Here is a 17,093-nt window from a genome sequence, read left to right as displayed (position 1 = left end):
TTAAGAGGGCTTCATTTTAGTGTCGAGTTAAAAAAAACTTTTTACTTCTGTTGTTTCTGAGCCACACGTTTGACACGCATATTGTATTTCAAGTGCATCTTCACTAACCACATGCTCTGTTTCCTTTTGACACTTTTCACAGTGACGTTTCATGATTGCTTCTTTCATTCGTCTACCTCCTTACAGTTGTAGTGTTCCTAATTTCTCGTTTCTTTATTATTAGCAGAAGGAAAACGCTTTTCTTGACATCTTTTTTTAGTATCCTAAACTTATAGTCAAAAAGGACGATGAACTTTAGGATAGAAATGCTATCCGAAGAAATAGGTGAAAAGGTACATGAACAAGCGACAACAGGCTATTATTACACTGCTACTTGAAAGAAAACGGGGAGCTTCTGTTCATGATTTGGCAGAAGCATTGTCTTGCTCTGAAAAAACGATACGTAATGATTGTAAAGTTATTGATCAAGAGTTAAGAAAAACGGAAAAGATAAGACTTGTTCGTAAAAGAGGCGTAGGTTTGTACTTAGAAGGTAGCGAACAAGAATTGCGGCATATGAAAGAAAAGAGGGTTGCGACCACTCTTCATACGAATAAGGACGATGAAGTTCGTAGATATCAACTCATTCGCCAGCTTCTTTTGAAGAATAAAGAGATGACGCTTCAAGCATTAGCGGACCAATATTATGTGAACAAGGGAATGATTCGTCACGATTTAGAGGAAATGGAGGCATGGTTACAAACCTTTGGTATTACTATAGTTGTGAAGCAAAAGGTTGGTATTGCTTTAAAGGGCAATGAACAAGCACGAAGGGAAGCGCTCTCACGCTTGACGGGGATGTTAATTCTCGCTACTGAAGAAGAGCAACAATACATTCATTCTATTTTTGCTGCGCATGAAATTCAACTTGTAAAGGCAGGTCTTCAACAATTACAACAGAAAATGACTGGCTCTTTTACTGATGAGGCCGTCAATCAACTTGTAACACACATTTTGGTAGCAATCGCCCGGGTCAAAGTAGGTAGCCGGATCAGCATTGCACCAGAAGAAGCTTGGAAAGTTGCAGAGTCTCCTGAATATGAAGCAATCCTCCATTTCCTTCATCAACTTGAACGTCAACTTGTTGTGAAACTTCCTCCAGAGGAGCAACAATATTTAGCGATCCGTGTGCTTGGTGCAAAGGTGTATTATGACTTTATTGATCAGACTCAAAATCAGAAGCTCTTGCAAGAGGCCGGTACGGACGTAGTAGAATTTACGAAGAGATTAGTAAAAGCAATCTCTGAAGTGACAGATACGCCTTTTACGCAAGATGCACTTCTCATCGAAGGGCTTGTTGCCCATGTGAAAACGACGTTTTATCGAATAAAGCATGGTTTGCCGCTAGCTAATCCTATGATGAAAGAAATTAAAAAAAGATACTTTTCAATGTTTGAGCTGATCTATTATGTAATTCCGCCTTTAGAACATATGATGGCTGTAGCTTTTCCGCCAGACGAAATTGCGTATCTTACCTTGCATTTTCAAGCGGCCAATGAGCGTCTTGAAAAGAAAAATGCGAAACATCGTAAAGTGCTTGTCGTTTGTACAATGGGAATTGGTATGTCTCAGCTTATTGTAACAAAGCTTCAACGAAAGTTTCATTCTTTAGAAATACTAGGAACGGCTTCGTTACATGATGCCCCAAGTGAAATTCAAAAAAAACATCCGGATCTTGTAATCAGTACGGTTGCCTTTGAATACTCCGATGTGCCCATTCTAGTCATATCGCCGCTTATGACTGAAGAGGAAGAATTAAAGATAGAACAGTTTATTGAGCAAAACGAAGAAGAGCGATTTGCGCCAGGAGAATCGTTGATACAGCAGTTTATGACACCAACACTCGTGTTTATTGAAAGCAAGCCATGTACACGAGAATCGATTATTAAAGAGCAGGCAACAGCGATGCAGCAACAAGGATATGTGATGGAAGGGTATTTAGAAAGTGTGTTACAAAGAGAACAGCAGTCATCTACAGCTGCAGGCGGAGAAATTGCCATTCCTCATGGTAATCCATCCTTTGTGTTTCGAACAGTTCTCGCTATTACGGTTATGCGGACACCTATGCAATGGGGCACAACCTCGGTGTCACTTGTAATGCAACTTGCTGCCCGAAAAGAAGATCATCACCAGCTACAAGCATTATTTAAAGAAATCTTTCAGCTAACAGAAAATTTACAGTGGATTCGAACACTTCAACAAGCAGAAGATACTAAAGCTCTTTATGCTTTGTTTTGTTGAGTCACAAAGTACGGAACGTGGTTTATGCGCCTCGTTTCTTTTTTTTGGCAATGTTTCTTTCCTATCTTAGGAGAGTTTAGTTTCGCTATAATTCATCGTTTAAAATCGCAAGAATGTAAGCGTTTTTATATAATGCGTTTTTACCGTAACTTATGGTAAATAAAAAATTTTTTATCATAATTTTGTACGCTACACTTAGACTATAAACCTGTTAGAACTGGAGGATTACTTATGAAAGTATTAGCTATTACTTCGTGTCCAAACGGCATTGCTCATACGTATATGGCAGCCGAAAGCTTGCGAAAAGCTGGGGAGGCATTGGGTGTTGAAATAAAGGTGGAAACACAAGGTTCTATTGGTGTGGAAAATGAATTAACGAGCGAAGAAATTCAAACAGCAGATGGAATTATTATTGCAGCGGATAAAAATGTAGATAAGAGTCGTTTTGTGGGAAAGCCGCTAATTGAAACAGGTGTTCAAGATGGTATTCATAAAGCGCAAGAGTTAATTAAGAAGTTTGAAACAGGAAATGTCGAAGTATACGAAGAAAGTCGAGCAACTGTTGAGGAAGGAAAAGCAGAACGCAAAAGTCAGCAAAATGCTTTCTATCGTCATTTAATGAACGGTGTATCTTACATGATTCCATTTGTCGCCGTTGGAGGTCTTTTAATCGCACTTTCGCTTGCGATTGGCGGCGTGCCAACAGATAGTGGTCTGCAAATTCCAAAAGATTCGGTATGGAAGCAAATTAACGATGTAGGTGTCGCAGGCTTTACCTTTATGGTACCAATTTTAGCTGGATTTATCGCCATGAGTATTGCCGATCGTCCAGGATTAGCTCCTGGGATGATTGGTGGTTATATTGCTGCAAATGGTAGCTTCTATGGCAGTGCAGCAGGGGCGGGATTCCTAGGAGGAATTCTTGCAGGTTTTGTGGCAGGTTATGTAGCAAAATGGATTAAGACATGGAAAGTTCCACAAATGATTCAGCCGGTTATGCCTATTTTAATTATCCCATTACTGGCTTCTATTGTTGTTGCTAGTCTGTTCATTTTCGTTGTTGGAGCACCAATTGCTAGCATTATGAGTTGGTTAACAACCTTCTTAAACGGCATGCAGGGAGCATCAAGTGTCATTTTAGCCTTAATTCTTGGTGCAATGATTGCTTTTGATATGGGTGGTCCTGTCAATAAAGTAGCCTTTTTATTTGGAGCAAGTATGATTGGACAAGGAAATGTGCAAATCATGGGTGCTATTGCAGCAGCTATCTGTGTTCCGCCAATTGGAATGGGTGTTGCTACCCTACTTAACAAACGAAAATATGAAAAAGCAGAGCGCGAAGCTGGAAAAGCTGCGATTGCGATGGGACTCGTTGGTATTACTGAAGGAGCAATTCCATTTGCAGCAAAAGATCCGCTTCGAGTTATTCCGAGCATTATGGTAGGGTCCATGGTAGCTACTGTTATAGTAATGCTGAGTCATGTAGGAAATAACGTCCCTCATGGTGGAGCCATCGTTGCTGTCTTGGGAGCAATTAGTCATCCCATTATGTATTTTGTTGGCATTATTGCTGGGGTAATTGTGACAGCGCTTATGGTTAACGTGTTAAAGAAAAATATTAGCTAAGTACAGGAGTGATTTAATATGAAATTAACAGAATTAATGACAGAGAACCTTGTGGATCCTGCACTCAAAGGGGCAGGAAAAGATGAAGTCATCGACCTTCTTATTGAAAAACTAGATGCTGAAGGGGTATTAAAATCAAAACGTAAATTTAAGAAAGCTATTGAGAAGCGAGAGAAAGAGGGGAGTACGGGTATCGGATTTAAAGTAGCGATTCCTCATGGAAAATCAAAAGCAGTCAACAAACCTGCAGTTGCATTTGGCTTAAGTTCAGATGGTGTTGATTGGAATAGTGTTGATGGTGACAAAGCCCAACTCATCTTTATGATTGCGGTGCCGGAAGAAAGTGCTGGAAATGAACATTTAAAAATTTTACAAATGCTTTCTATTAAACTCATGGATGAAGCTTTTCGTAACGAGTTATTGCAAGCATCGACGCAAGAGGAAGCGTGGCAGTTGCTTGAGCAAATCGGTTAATAGCTAGTCATGACCCAAACAGGTGTAGTAAACACTGTTTGGGTTTTTTGTTTGCTCTATAGCTGATGAAAAGAGAAATACGCTATCGCACTTTTTTAGAACATTTGTTACCGAAGTAGTAAAATCTTTTAAAAATCATCCTTTTTTTGTCAAAATTAGTTGTTTTATAGAAGTTAATAACTTACAATTTATAGTAGTTAAAAAATTCTGATTTTAAGATTAAGGGGGATTTGGATGGAAGATTTTATTACATATTTAAATGATACTATTTTATGGAGTCAGCCTATGGTTTATATTTGCTTAGGCATTGGCTTGGTATTTACGGTATTGACGCGCTTAGTACAAGTACGATTATTTAAAGATATGATTAAGCTTATGTTTCAAGGGAAAAGCTCTGATGCGGGTGTTTCTTCCTTTCAAGCGTTAGCGATTGCACTGTCAGGACGAGTTGGGACAGGAAACATTGCAGGTACAGCTACAGCTATTGGTTTTGGTGGTCCAGGTGCCGTTTTTTGGATGTGGGCCATTGCCTTTATCGGAGCATCTACAGCTTTTATCGAATCCACACTTGCCCAAATTTATAAAGTAAAACAGGGCGGAGAATATCGCGGTGGACCAGCCTATTATATTGAAAAGGGAATTGGCTGGCGATGGTTTGGGGTGTTATTCGCCTTTGCAGCAGTGCTAGCAATGAGCGTTCTTATGCCAGGTGTACAATCTAACTCAATTGCCACGGGAATTGAAAATGCTTTTGGCACAAATACAAGCATTACAGGTGCAATTATTGTCGTATTACTTGCTATCATTATTTTTGGCGGAGTAAAGCGAATTGCGAACGTAGCTCAATATGTTGTCCCATTTATGGCAATTGGTTATGTTCTCGTATCACTTATTATCGTTGCGGTTAATATTACAGAACTTCCTAATGTTATTAAACTCATTTTCCAAAGCGCTTTCGCGTTAGATTCTGTTTTTGGTGGAATCGTTGGTATGGCTGTGCAATGGGGAGTAAAACGTGGTATTTATTCGAATGAAGCAGGACAAGGCACAGGGGCGCATCCAGCAGCAGCTGCTGAAGTATCTCATCCCGCAAAGCAAGGTCTTGTTCAAGCTTTTTCAGTATACATTGATACGCTTCTCGTTTGTTCAGCAACAGCATTTATGATTTTATTTACAGGAATGTATAATACACAAGCGCCTGATAAAACCTTCTTATTTAATAAATTACAGGGCGTTGAGCCGGGTCCTGCTTTTACCCAAGCTGCGGTAGAACAAGTAATCCCAGGGTTTGGTGCTGGATTTGTAGCCGTTTCATTGTTTTTCTTCGCCTTCACAACGATCATGGCCTATTATTACATTGCTGAAACGAATGTTGCGTATCTTATTAATGGACGCAAAAATAAGTGGGCAATTCCGTTGTTGAAAATTATCATTCTTGGTGCCACCTTTTATGGTGCCGTGAAAAATGCCGGCCTCGTATGGAAGTTAGGTGATACGGGCTTAGGAATTATGGTATGGCTAAACTTGATCGCTATTTTAATATTAGCCAAACCGGCCTTGAAAGCACTAAAAGATTATGATGCTCAAAAGAAAAGAGGGCTTGATCCTGTCTTTAATTCTAAGAAACTAGGCATTAAAGGAGCTAACTTCTGGGAAAAAGACTATCAAGAACCGACTACTGAAAAAGTATCCTAATTGTTTGTACTGATCTATCCTATTATTGGAAATGAAAAATCACAGCCTGGTTGGTAGTCCAGGCGCGTAGATCTCTCTACGCTAGTAGCCTTCCCCCCTCGGGATGTCCATTATTTCCTTTTATTTAAATAGAGGGGGAGTTTGATGAAGTTTACTGTGTACTATGAAAAGCCGTATTGGATTGGTGTTCTTGAATACTATGATGAGCAGCGGTTCACCGTTAAAAAACACATTTTTGGTGCGGAACCAAAAGATAAAGAAGTATGGGATTTTACGTTGTATACGCTGCCGGAGCTTCTAAATGAAAGCGCTGTTGGCATGCCTCTTCAACCTACACTTCAAAAACGTGTGAGTCCAAAGCGTTTATCCCGTCTCGCAGCTAAAGAAAGTCGTGGGAAAGGTATTCAAACCTATGCACAAGAGGCTTTGAACGTCGCACTGAATCAAAGAAAAAAAGAGCGCCAAGTAGTATCGAGAGAACAAAAAGCAGCTCATGCTGCATATAAGCGGCAACTAAAGATTGCCAAGAAAAAAGAAAAACACCGTGGTCGTTAAAAATGAAGAGGCTGAGACATAAACAGCCTTAACACATAAAAAATGGCTTTATCATCCTTTTCGATGATGAAGCCATTTTTTATGTCGCTCTTTAGTCTTGCGTATATAAGCAGCCATTGAATACAACCGAAAATGGAGTAAGTGCTCCTCTGTAATCGCGCGCAGACCAGATCCATACGCGCGCAGGAGCCCTCGGTTCGCGCGCAGACCAAGTCCATTCGCGCGCAGGAGTCCTCGGTTCGCGCGCAGACCAGGTAAATCGCCTTCAATAATGTATGTAAGGGAAAAAAAAACAGAGCAAATTAGGAGGTAATCTCGTAAATGCGCTCAAAACTGATAAAAAATTTCGTAAAAGCTATTCAATTATTGCGAAAAGAATGAAGCGTACAAGAGATTCTGGTTTGCGCGCAGCATATTGACTCGGCACGCAAGCACGTTATTTTCCCCGGTTGCACCACTAAACATAGGAAGTAGTGTGTCCCAATAACTTCCTTTTTTTATACAAAAGATGATAAGTTTATACAAAATTCTCACCTATTGGAAAGGTATTGGACTAGTTATGTCGTATTACATACAAAAAAGTAAATAAAAATACGGAGAACAAAAATGCTGATTGAAAAACTTTTTTTCCACTTATTAATTACACTCATGCCGGTCTTATGCTACAGTTTCTTTTTTGAGAGGAAGCCAATTACTCAATCACCTTATTTTATTGGTGGGCTTTATAGTATTTCAGCTGCATTTTGTATGACATTTGCTTATTATGAGGGAGGTCTCTTTTGGGATCTACGCTATGTACCGCTCATTCTAGCTTTTCTATATGGTGGTAGAAAGGCTGGTTTAATGGTAACAGCTGTTGAATGTATCATGCGTATAACAGTAGGTGGAGATGCTGCGTTGTTAGCTGTCGGAGGAATCCTTGTCGTTGCCTCCATTCCTTTTCTATGCGTTACATATTATGAGCAAGCAGACAGCAATAATCGGCTAAAAGTAACTGTTTTGTTGGGCGGATGGCCAGCCGTTATTCAGATGACGATCCTATTTAGTTATACGATTATGTATCGACAGTTCGATGGTGCTTTTCAACAAACTTTTTACCATTTATTATTGTTTGCCTGTATTCAATTAATTGGAACATGTATGGCGGCAAAATTAATTGAACTTTATATTGAACGAATTCGTATGAAAGAAGAAATTGAGCGAGCTGAGAAATTAAATACAATGGGTGAACTTGCAGCGTCAATTGCTCATGAAGTAAGAAACCCATTAACTGTCGTTAAAGGATTTTTACAACTTATGCAAAAGGAAGAAGATGCGCATAAACAACCGTATCTTCCTCTCGTCCTAAGTGAATTGGGAAGAGCGGAAGTCATTATTAGTGATTATTTAAATTTTGCTAAACCTGAATTTAAAAAAATAGAAGTGTTTTCTATTCCTAACGTGTTAACAGACATCGTTTTACTGTTAAATGCATTGGCTGTTAAAAATGGTGTGGAACTTCACGAGGAAATACAAAATAATGCTTTTCTATTAAGTGATCGTAATCAACTAAAGCAAGCACTCGTAAATTTTGTGAAAAATGCAATTGAAGCGACGCCAGAGGGAGGGACTGTACACGTCTGTTTTTTCGTAAAAGGACAACAAGCGTACATTCGTATTCAAGATACTGGGAAAGGAATGACGAAAGAACAATTAGATAAAATCGGCACACTCTTTTATACGACAAAAGAGAAAGGCACCGGTCTTGGAACAGCCGTGTCAGTAAGAATTATTGAATCAATGAATGGTAAAGTCACGTTTATGAGCGAGCAACATAAAGGGACGGAAGTAAGAATTCAGTTACCAATTTCTTCGCATGTAACAGAGAGCTTGCAATCGGAGGGGCATGTTGCCTTTTGAACGATGATTCCGTTCTTACGTGATTCAGTCATGATTCCTTCCACGGTAGGTAGCGGAAGGGATTGAACGAGGTTGATTTTTCTTAATGCTTTTTCTATCCTATTCATCTCTTTTTTCAGTCATTGTACATGATGAAGGAAGACGTCTTCTGGTAGAATGAATTCAATCGATAGATGAAGGTAGGTGATGAAAGGATGGAAAAGACGATTGCTGTTTCAGTACGAACGCTTGTTGAATATGTCTTTCGTAGCGGAAGTATTGACCCTCGCTTTAGAACAAACACGACACTTCAAGACGGAACTAGATTGCATCAAAAAGTTCAACAAACCTACAACGAAGGCGATCAGAAAGAAGTGTACTTACAATGTAAGTACGATAAAAATAATCTAACCTTCGAGATTGATGGCAGATGTGATGGGATTTTATTTTCAAAGTTGCTCATTACAATTGATGAGATTAAATCTACAGCAAAAGAATTGTCTGCAATTAATAAGGAAAGCTATCCTGTCCACTGGGCACAAGCAAAAGTCTATGCATATATGTACGCAATGGACCATGGACTATCAACAATTGACGTCCAACTTACTTATATACAAAAAGTCACAGAAGAGAAGAAGTGTTTTCGGCAAACTTTTACCGTAGAAGAGTTAACGTTATTTATGGATGATGTGTTAGATCGCTACACGGCGTATGCAACATTGCTTCTTTCTCATCGCAGCAAGCGGAATGCAAGCATCCAAGCACTCTCTTTTCCCTTTCAAAACTACCGTGCGGGACAACGAAAACTAGCTGGTGCTGTATATATAAGTATTGCGCAACAAAAAGACATTTTAGCGCAAGCTCCTACAGGAATCGGAAAGACAATGTCTACTATTTTTCCAACGATAAAAGCAATAGGAGAAGGCATTATAGAGCGTTTTTTTTATGTAACCGCAAAAACTATTACGAGAGAAGCAGCAGAGAATGCTATTTCTTTGTTAGAGAAAGCTGGATTGCAATTTCATACCGTTACGCTTACTGCTAAAGATAAAATGTGTCCTAATGATTGCGGCAAGGATGAATGTCCCTTTGCTGATGGTCACTATGATCGATTAAATGGAGCTGTACTGGATATTTTAAAGCATGAACGTAGCATGAAGCGAACAGTGATTCAGCAGTATGCTATGAAGCACCGATTATGTCCTTTTGAATTTTCACTTGATTTAGCATACATCGCAGATGCAGTGATTGGTGATTATAATTACATATTTGATCCGCGTGTATCCTTAAAGCGCATGAGTGATGAAAGAAAAAGGGAGACGGCTCTCTTAGTTGATGAAGCGCATAATCTTGTGGATCGTGGAAGAGAGATGTTCTCTGCCGTACTTATGCAGTCGGCGTTTGAAGACATCTACTCCTCTTACATAAAATTAAACCCAACCTTAAGTCAGTCTGCATACGCTGTGCAGTCCTTTCTTGGGCAATTAACCCATAAAATGACCGATGCGTATTATATAGATGACACCCCACCTGCAGAGCTGGAAGAGTGGTTAGATGTTTTTACCGCAGTAGCGGAGCGAGAGTTGTTTCGGCAGCAAGCGGACCAAGATTTATTGCGTGATACATACTTTATGGCGCAACGCTTTCTTAAGGTGTGTAGACTGTATGACGAACATTATAAGACGTATGCTATGAGAGAAGGAAGCGACATTTCATTGAAGTTATTTTGTCTAGATCCTGCTCAACTTCTGACGAATATGCGAAGAAAATATCGTTCTGCTGTTTTTTTCTCCGCCACACTAACACCGCTCGATTATTATAAAGAAATGATGGGACTGCAAGCGGAAGATTACATCCTTGCGCTGCCCTCTCCTTTCTCAAAAGAGCAACTGCACGTCTGCATACAGCCATTATCCACGCGCTATGTAGATCGCAATAAAACGAAAGCATCATTGGTTTCTACATTAAAGCGAACGGTCAAAGAATGGCCTGGTAATTATCTTGTGTTCTTTCCATCTTATCAGTACATGAACGATGTGTATGAGGCCTTTATGCAGTGCGAGATTGACGTTGCAACGAGAAAACAAGAATCTTATATGACGGAAGAGGAGCGGGAAGCATTTCTGATGGATTTTCAAAGCGAGCGCTCGTCCTCATTAGTTGGCTTTGCTGTTATGGGGGGAATCTTTTCAGAAGGTGTAGATTTAGTAGGCAACCGCTTAACAGGAGTAATAATAGTAGGCGTAGGATTGCCTCAGCTCAGCTTAGAGAGAAATCTTATAAAAGACTATTTTGGGCAACGAGGTAAAGAAGGATATCATTATGCATATACATATCCTGGGATGAATAAAGTATTGCAGGCAGGCGGCAGATTAATTCGTACCGAAAGTGATCAGGGTGTTGTAGTGTTAATAGATGATCGATTTATGCAGCCTCTCTATCAGGGGATGTTGCCGCATGAGTGGCGCGATTACAAAGTAATACCTCGTAATATACGGTAATAGTAGGATGGTGAGTAACTTTACTGCGTTAAAGTGGTGATTTTCTTTCAAGAATGATATAATCCTCTCCAATACGTATTACACTGTCATGAAAAGAGGCGTTTGCAAGATGAAAGTAGCATATTTAGGTCCTCATGGTACCTTTTCTGAGGAAGCAGCTCATAACTATTATAAAGATAAGTCTATAGAGTGGCACATGTGCAGTTCAGTTCCAGAAGTATTAGAGGCAGTCGGCGAAGGCCTTGTTGACGAAGGAATTGCTCCGATTGAAAATGCAATTGAAGGCACTATTACAATGACTGTTGATAGCCTCTTAGTTAATGATCTTTATATAAAAGGAGAAGCTATCTTACCAGTTTCTCTCCATTTACTAGCAGCGCACGAGGCGTCTATGAAAGAGATTAAAGAAGTTTGGAGTATTCCACCAGCACTAGCACAATGCCGTGCATTTTTCCGTGGAAAGAAGCTAACCATGCGCCACTTCGATAGTACAGCGGGGGCTGCTGCAGCTATTAAAGAGGCAGGGAGAGGCGACGTTGCAGCTGTAGCCTCTTCTTATGCAGGCAAGCTTTTTGAACTATCGACGGTACAGGCTAATATAGAGGATAGTTCGGAAAATCAAACACGTTTTATCGTTGTCTCTAAAGACAAAACGCCGTCATTAGGTGCGAAAAAAACAATGCTTCAAGTTACGCCAGGAGATGAGTATACGGGTGTACTTGCCTCCATCTTAACAGTCTTCTCTACACTAGGCATTAATTTAACGTGGATTGAATCTCGCCCAACGAAGAAAAAGTTAGGTACGTATCAATTTTTCTTAGAAGCGGAAGCGAGTGTCGCAGATCCAGTATTAGAAAAAGTAAGAGCTGTTATTGAAACGTTTGGTCATCATGTCAATATTCTCGGTAGCTATACGACAACTAAATTATAAAATGATATTTAGACGCTGTTCTCTTTTAGGGCAGCGTTTTTCTATTGTTTAAACAAATATCGGAAAAAAAGGTGTAAGAATTAACTAGTCACAGTTGTAAAAAATGCAGGTAAGTGACCATTGACGGTGTTTTATTAAGAAAATATTTAATTCTTTTGTAACTTCATGAATTGCAAGAATTTTTATACTATGAAAAGGAATTGGCTTTTATAATAAAACTATAGAGAAAAAATGGGGAGGATTTACGAATGAAACGCACGAAAAAAGCATTGCTTACATCTATCGTATCAACATTCGTTATCGGGAATATTGCTCTGCTTCCAACAATGAAAGCGGATGCAACAGCAGCAAATGTACAAAATGCAGCAACAAGCAAGGTCGTTTTCCAAGCAAAAGATGTGGATTCCTACTATGCACCGGCTAAAGGAAAAACAGGACAAGATTTAAAGAAAACACTAAATGATATTATTGATAATCAAACAGAATTATCTTATAACGGAGTTTGGGATGCTTTGAAGAAAACAGATGAGGATCCAAAAAACCCAAATAACGTAATTTTGTTATATACTGGACGTTCTCAAAGTAAAAGCACAAATGGCGGCGGTCCTGATGATTGGAATCGCGAACACGTTTGGGCGAAATCACATGGCGATTTTGGCACAGCAAATGGACCAGGAACGGATCTTCATCACTTAAGACCTGCAGATGTAACTGTAAATAGTGCTCGTGGTAACCTTGACTTTGATATGGGTGGAAAAGAAAACTCAGAAGCAAAAGGCAACTATGCTGATGGTGATTCTTGGGAGCCAAGAGATGCGGTTAAAGGTGATATCGCACGTATGATCTTCTATATGGCTGTTCGCTATGAAGGTGAGCACGGTGAGCCAGATCTAGAAATGAATGAAAAAGTAAACAATGGTAAAGATCCATTTATGGGTAAAATGTCTGTTCTTCTTAAATGGAACGAGCAAGATCCAGTAGATGATAATGAACGTCATCGCAATGAAGTAATTTATAAAGACTATCAACATAACCGCAATCCATTTATTGATCATTCGGAATATGCAAATCAAATTTGGAAAAAGTAACACGCATGAGTCGACCTCCTATAGGTCGACTTTTTTCTTTATAAAAATTATAGTGAGTGTGAAATGGATGGTAAAATGAGGATAAAAGAGGAGGGGGATTATGAAAAAAATTTACGCCATGGCAGTAAGCTCTTCACTACTACTTTCACTGTTAGCGACAACAGGGCAAGAAGCACAAGCGTATCAAAAACCAGTTCTGAAAAAAGGCATTACACAGCCTGTTTATGCATTAGATGAGGCGATTGTCGAGAGAGTGTTTATCGAGACAACCATTGATAGTGATCGCGATGGAAAACGCGACCGCGTGCATGCAGACTTGATTCGTCCGCGGGAGACAGCGCACGGCTTAAAAGTACCAGTAATCTATGAAATGAGTCCGTACAATGCTGGTATTAAAGATGTTCCTGTATATGATGTGAATACGGAATTAACGGCTGTTCCTACAAAGAACAGCAACACACGAGTTTCGAAAGTGGGGAGCAAAGCATTACGAAGTGCCTCTAAATTCCCTGGGTATTATGATGATTATTTCGTTCCGAGAGGATACGGTGTGGTGCTAGCTGAAAGTATTGGCACGGGTCAATCCGATGGTTGTCCAACAACAGGGGATGAGCGCGAAACACTTGGCGCAAAAGCTGTTATTGATTGGTTAAATGGATCAGCCAAAGCATACGATGCGAAGGGAGTAGAAGTAAAGGCTACATGGAGTACAGGTAACGTTGGGATGACAGGTGTTTCATATGATGGCACATTACCTAATGCTGTTGCAACGACGGGTGTAAAAGGATTAAAAACGATTGTCCCAATTGGAGCTATTAGTTCTTGGTACGATTATTACCGTGGAAATGGTGCAGTCATTGCGCCAGGTGGTTATCCTGGTGAAGATGCTGACAATATGGCAGAAGCGATCACTACGCGTAAAAATCCGGATAAGTGTAGAAAGGTAACTCAAGAACTAACAGCTGAACAAGATCGGAAAACAGGCGATTACAATAATTTTTGGGCACATAGAGACTATGTTAAGAAAGCGCATCATGTGCGAGCAAGTGTGTTTTCTGTACATGGATTAAATGATTGGAACGTTAAAACAAAACAATTGTCTTCATGGTGGCTGGCACTTGGCAAATTCGATGTACCACGTAAGCTTTGGCTCCATCAAGGTGGACATAATACGCCATACAATTTCCGTAGAGAAGCATGGTTGCATACATTGAATAAATGGTTTGATTATTGGTTGTACAATAGTCATAATAATGTGATGCAGGAGCCAGCAGTCGATATTGAACGAGAAAATTTGACGTGGAAAAAAGAAAAAACGTGGCCGGCTAAGCATACAGAAAACGTTTCTCTTTCCCTTCAGCCAGGAAAACTTACTACGAAGATGAATACAGAGCAGGTGAAACAACGTATGATTGATGATGCTTCCGTACGTGTTGAAGACATGCTGGAGGATCCTAAGCAAGCAAGCGAGCATCATTTGCTCTTCCAAACCCCTCGATTAAAGAAGGGTATTCGAATAAGTGGTACGCCATATATGCAAGCAACGGCAAGCATTGATAAGCCAGTTGCTAACCTAACAGCTGTCCTTGTTGATTATGGTCCGAAGTTTTCAGAAATTATTACGCGTGGTTGGATGGATCCACAAAACCTTAAATCCTCATCACAGTCACAAGCGCTAACCCCGGGTAAAAATTATACGTTTAAGTGGGATTTACAACCCGATGATTATGTTGTGAAAAAAGGTCATACAGTTGGTCTTGTGCTGTTATCGAGTGATCATGATTATACGCTACGCCCAAAAGCAGGCACGAAAATAACGGTTTCACTACAAAAGAGTAAACTGATTTTACCGATTCAAGGTGGAGAAGATGCTTTGAAGTGGGAGAAATAAAAAAAGGACTTGGGACACGATATTTTCTCTGTTTTGTGGCGCATTCGCGAGCTTAGCGCTTGATTTGCTCTCTTTTTGCGCGAATCGGGTGCTCTTGCAAACTTGAACGCAAGACAATCTAAACTGAACATAACGAGCGACATCAAAAAATGGCTTCAGCATCGAAAACCGATGATGAAGCCATTTTTATGAGTTAGGGCTGTTTATGTCCCATTCTTTTTTTGTTTAAAAGACTTTCGTCGTCCAATCTTCACAATTCCAAACTTCTGTTACAACATCACGATAAAATTCTGGTTCGTGAGAAATGAGAAGAATGCTGCCTTTATAGGCTTTTAATGCACGTTTTAGTTCATCTTTCGCATCGACATCTAAGTGGTTTGTAGGCTCATCGAGAACAAGCAAGTTTGTTTCGTTATTAATTAATTTACAAAGGCGAACCTTTGCTTTTTCACCACCGCTTAATACACTCACTTTACTTTCAATGTGCTTCGTAGTTAACCCACATTTTGCCAGAGCAGCACGTACTTCATGCATGGAGTAAGAAGGAAACTCATCCCATACTTCATCAATACATGTATTGTTATTGTTCGATTTCACTTCTTGTTCAAAATACCCAATATGCAAGTATTCTCCTCGTTCAACCGTTCCAGAGATTGGTTTGATTTCACCAAGAATACTTTTTAAGAGCGTTGTTTTTCCGATTCCGTTTGCTCCTACGAGCGCAATTTTTTGACCGCGTTCCATGCGTAAATCTAGCGGGCGAGAAAGTGGTTCATCGTAACCAATGACAAGCTGCTTACTTTCAAAAATAAGCTTACCACTCGTACGGGCATCTTTAAAGTTGAATTCTGGTTTTGGCTTTTCACGTGCTAGTTCGATTACGTCCATCTTATCCAGCTTCTTTTGACGAGACATAGCCATATTACGAGTTGAAACGCGTGCTTTATTGCGCGCCACAAAATCTTTCAGCTCAGAAATTTCTTGCTGTTGGCGTTTATAAGCAGCTTCAAGTTGTTGCTTTTTCGCCTCATGGATATGTTGGAAATACTCGTAGTCGCCTACATAACGGTTTAACTCTTGATTTTCCATATGATAAATCAAATTAATAACGCTATTTAAGAAGGGAATATCATGGGAAATCAAAATAAAGGCATTTTCATATTCTTGTAAATAACGTTTTAGCCACTCGATATGCTGTTCATCTAAATAGTTTGTAGGCTCATCAAGTAACAAAATTTCTGGTTTTTCTAGTAAAAGCTTTGCCAGCAATACTTTTGTGCGCTGCCCACCAGATAAATCATGAACATCGCGATCAAGTCCGATTTCATCTAAGCCTAAGCCGCGAGCAATTTCTTCTACCTTGGCATCGATAACATAAAAGTCATTATTGGTTAATGTATCTTGAAGAACACCTACTTCTTCAAGTAATTTTTCTAGTTCTTCAGGCGAAGATTCACCCATTTTCTCATACATACCGTTCATTTCGGCTTCAATATTAAATAAATACTGAAAGGCACCTTTTAATACGTCACGAATACTGAGGCCTTGTTGAAGAACCGTGTGTTGATCTAAATACCCTACACGAACATTTTTGGCCCATTCCACTTTTCCTTCATCAGGCTGAAGCTTACCTGTAATAATATTCATAAAGGTTGATTTACCTTCACCATTCGCACCAATTAAACCAACATGCTCTCCTTTTAATAAACGAAAGGAAACGTCATTGAAAATTGCGCGATCCCCAAAGCCGTGGCTTAAGTTCTTTACGGTTAAAACACTCATCTATATGCACCTTTTCTTCTTGTAAGTTTATCCTTTGATTATAGTATGACTTCCTATGAGAACTCAATCCTTCTAGGAAAAATTTCATCGATAGCTCTTTCTTAGTAAGTCATTAAGACTGTTGTAGTTTATATAGATCAGGGTAATGGTTCGTAGGTCTTAAATACTAAATAGTAAAAAATACTTACATATTCATTGTTTATATTTGACAAATTTTATTGTCTGATGGAAAATGTTGAGAAAGCACTTAGTAGTTATACTATTTTTTGAAAGCGTTTTGTGACAGCTATTTAATAATATGTATATAAAAGTTATTTAAACTTTAAAGTTGGTTATGTGTTAATTTAGGTTTACTTTGGAAAGCACTCGGGAAAATGTAATAGTATTTAGGA

Annotated in this window: 12 protein-coding genes; 10 read left to right on the top strand and 2 right to left on the bottom strand. The window is 39.4% G+C overall.

What is annotated here, in order from left to right:
- Window positions 1-27: 27 nt before the first annotated feature.
- The gene (locus A374_RS20935; protein WP_169314002.1) at window positions 28-168 is read right to left on the bottom strand and encodes a hypothetical protein; all 141 of its coding nucleotides are present in this window, start codon (window positions 166-168) and stop codon (window positions 28-30) included.
- A 168-nt stretch (window positions 169-336) separates the two neighbouring features.
- Between A374_RS20935 and A374_RS13635 the strand changes: the two genes are divergently transcribed.
- The 10 genes from A374_RS13635 to A374_RS13590 all read left to right on the top strand — a co-directional run bounded on the left by A374_RS13635 (window position 337) and on the right by A374_RS13590 (window position 14,919).
- Window positions 337-2,280, top strand: coding sequence for a BglG family transcription antiterminator (locus A374_RS13635; protein ID WP_007202809.1), 1,944 nt, complete (start codon window positions 337-339; stop codon window positions 2,278-2,280).
- A 231-nt stretch (window positions 2,281-2,511) separates the two neighbouring features.
- Window positions 2,512-3,906, top strand: coding sequence for a PTS fructose transporter subunit IIC (locus A374_RS13630; protein ID WP_007202808.1), 1,395 nt, complete (start codon window positions 2,512-2,514; stop codon window positions 3,904-3,906).
- 18 nt (window positions 3,907-3,924) lie between these two features.
- Window positions 3,925-4,380 (top strand): PTS sugar transporter subunit IIA, encoded by a 456-nt coding sequence (locus A374_RS21465; RefSeq protein ID WP_007202807.1) that lies wholly within the window; start codon window positions 3,925-3,927, stop codon window positions 4,378-4,380.
- 234 nt (window positions 4,381-4,614) lie between these two features.
- Window positions 4,615-6,075, top strand: a complete 1,461-nt coding sequence (locus tag A374_RS13620; protein ID WP_007202806.1) for an alanine/glycine:cation symporter family protein — start codon at window positions 4,615-4,617, stop codon at window positions 6,073-6,075.
- A gap of 144 nt (window positions 6,076-6,219) precedes the next feature.
- Complete coding sequence (locus tag A374_RS13615; protein WP_007202805.1) at window positions 6,220-6,630, top strand: YjdF family protein; 411 nt, start codon at window positions 6,220-6,222, stop codon at window positions 6,628-6,630.
- A 606-nt stretch (window positions 6,631-7,236) separates the two neighbouring features.
- Complete coding sequence (locus A374_RS13610; RefSeq protein WP_007202804.1) at window positions 7,237-8,529, top strand: sensor histidine kinase; 1,293 nt, start codon at window positions 7,237-7,239, stop codon at window positions 8,527-8,529.
- A 194-nt stretch (window positions 8,530-8,723) separates the two neighbouring features.
- Entirely contained in the window at window positions 8,724-11,009 is a 2,286-nt protein-coding gene (locus A374_RS13605) for an ATP-dependent DNA helicase (RefSeq protein ID WP_007202803.1), read from the top strand.
- A 109-nt stretch (window positions 11,010-11,118) separates the two neighbouring features.
- Window positions 11,119-11,940, top strand: coding sequence for a prephenate dehydratase (gene pheA, locus A374_RS13600; RefSeq protein ID WP_007202802.1), 822 nt, complete (start codon window positions 11,119-11,121; stop codon window positions 11,938-11,940).
- A 248-nt stretch (window positions 11,941-12,188) separates the two neighbouring features.
- Window positions 12,189-13,028, top strand: coding sequence for an endonuclease I family protein (locus A374_RS13595; protein ID WP_007202801.1), 840 nt, complete (start codon window positions 12,189-12,191; stop codon window positions 13,026-13,028).
- Between the two features lie 100 nt (window positions 13,029-13,128).
- The gene (locus A374_RS13590; RefSeq protein ID WP_007202800.1) at window positions 13,129-14,919 is read left to right on the top strand and encodes a Xaa-Pro dipeptidyl-peptidase; all 1,791 of its coding nucleotides are present in this window, start codon (window positions 13,129-13,131) and stop codon (window positions 14,917-14,919) included.
- Between the two features lie 225 nt (window positions 14,920-15,144).
- Here the strand turns inward: A374_RS13590 and A374_RS13585 are convergent, their stop codons facing one another.
- Window positions 15,145-16,701: an ABC-F family ATP-binding cassette domain-containing protein gene (locus tag A374_RS13585; protein WP_007202799.1), complete on the bottom strand. Its 1,557-nt coding sequence runs from the start codon at window positions 16,699-16,701 to the stop codon at window positions 15,145-15,147.
- Window positions 16,702-17,093: the final 392 nt, after the last annotated feature.

Origin of the sequence: Fictibacillus macauensis ZFHKF-1 (assembly GCF_000269865.1) — a bacterium.
Taxonomy (GTDB): Bacteria; Bacillota; Bacilli; order Bacillales; family Fictibacillaceae; genus Fictibacillus_C; species Fictibacillus_C macauensis.
This window is presented reverse-complemented; position numbering and strand designations above follow the sequence as displayed.

Bases quoted from the DNA above. Each gene is read 5' to 3' on its own strand.
- A374_RS13630 (WP_007202808.1), top strand. From the start codon at position 2,512: ATGAAAGTATTAGCTATTACTTCGTGTCCAAACGGCATTGCTCATACG.
- A374_RS13620 (WP_007202806.1), top strand. From the start codon at position 4,615: ATGGAAGATTTTATTACATATTTAAATGATACTATTTTATGGAGTCAG.
- A374_RS13615 (WP_007202805.1), top strand. From the start codon at position 6,220: ATGAAGTTTACTGTGTACTATGAAAAGCCGTATTGGATTGGTGTTCTT.
- A374_RS13590 (WP_007202800.1), top strand. From the start codon at position 13,129: ATGAAAAAAATTTACGCCATGGCAGTAAGCTCTTCACTACTACTTTCA.
- pheA (WP_007202802.1), top strand. From the start codon at position 11,119: ATGAAAGTAGCATATTTAGGTCCTCATGGTACCTTTTCTGAGGAAGCA.
- A374_RS13585 (WP_007202799.1), bottom strand. From the start codon at position 16,701: ATGAGTGTTTTAACCGTAAAGAACTTAAGCCACGGCTTTGGGGATCGC.
- A374_RS13595 (WP_007202801.1), top strand. From the start codon at position 12,189: ATGAAACGCACGAAAAAAGCATTGCTTACATCTATCGTATCAACATTC.
- A374_RS13610 (WP_007202804.1), top strand. From the start codon at position 7,237: ATGCTGATTGAAAAACTTTTTTTCCACTTATTAATTACACTCATGCCG.
- A374_RS13605 (WP_007202803.1), top strand. From the start codon at position 8,724: ATGGAAAAGACGATTGCTGTTTCAGTACGAACGCTTGTTGAATATGTC.
- A374_RS20935 (WP_169314002.1), bottom strand. From the start codon at position 168: ATGAAAGAAGCAATCATGAAACGTCACTGTGAAAAGTGTCAAAAGGAA.
- A374_RS13635 (WP_007202809.1), top strand. From the start codon at position 337: ATGAACAAGCGACAACAGGCTATTATTACACTGCTACTTGAAAGAAAA.
- A374_RS21465 (WP_007202807.1), top strand. From the start codon at position 3,925: ATGAAATTAACAGAATTAATGACAGAGAACCTTGTGGATCCTGCACTC.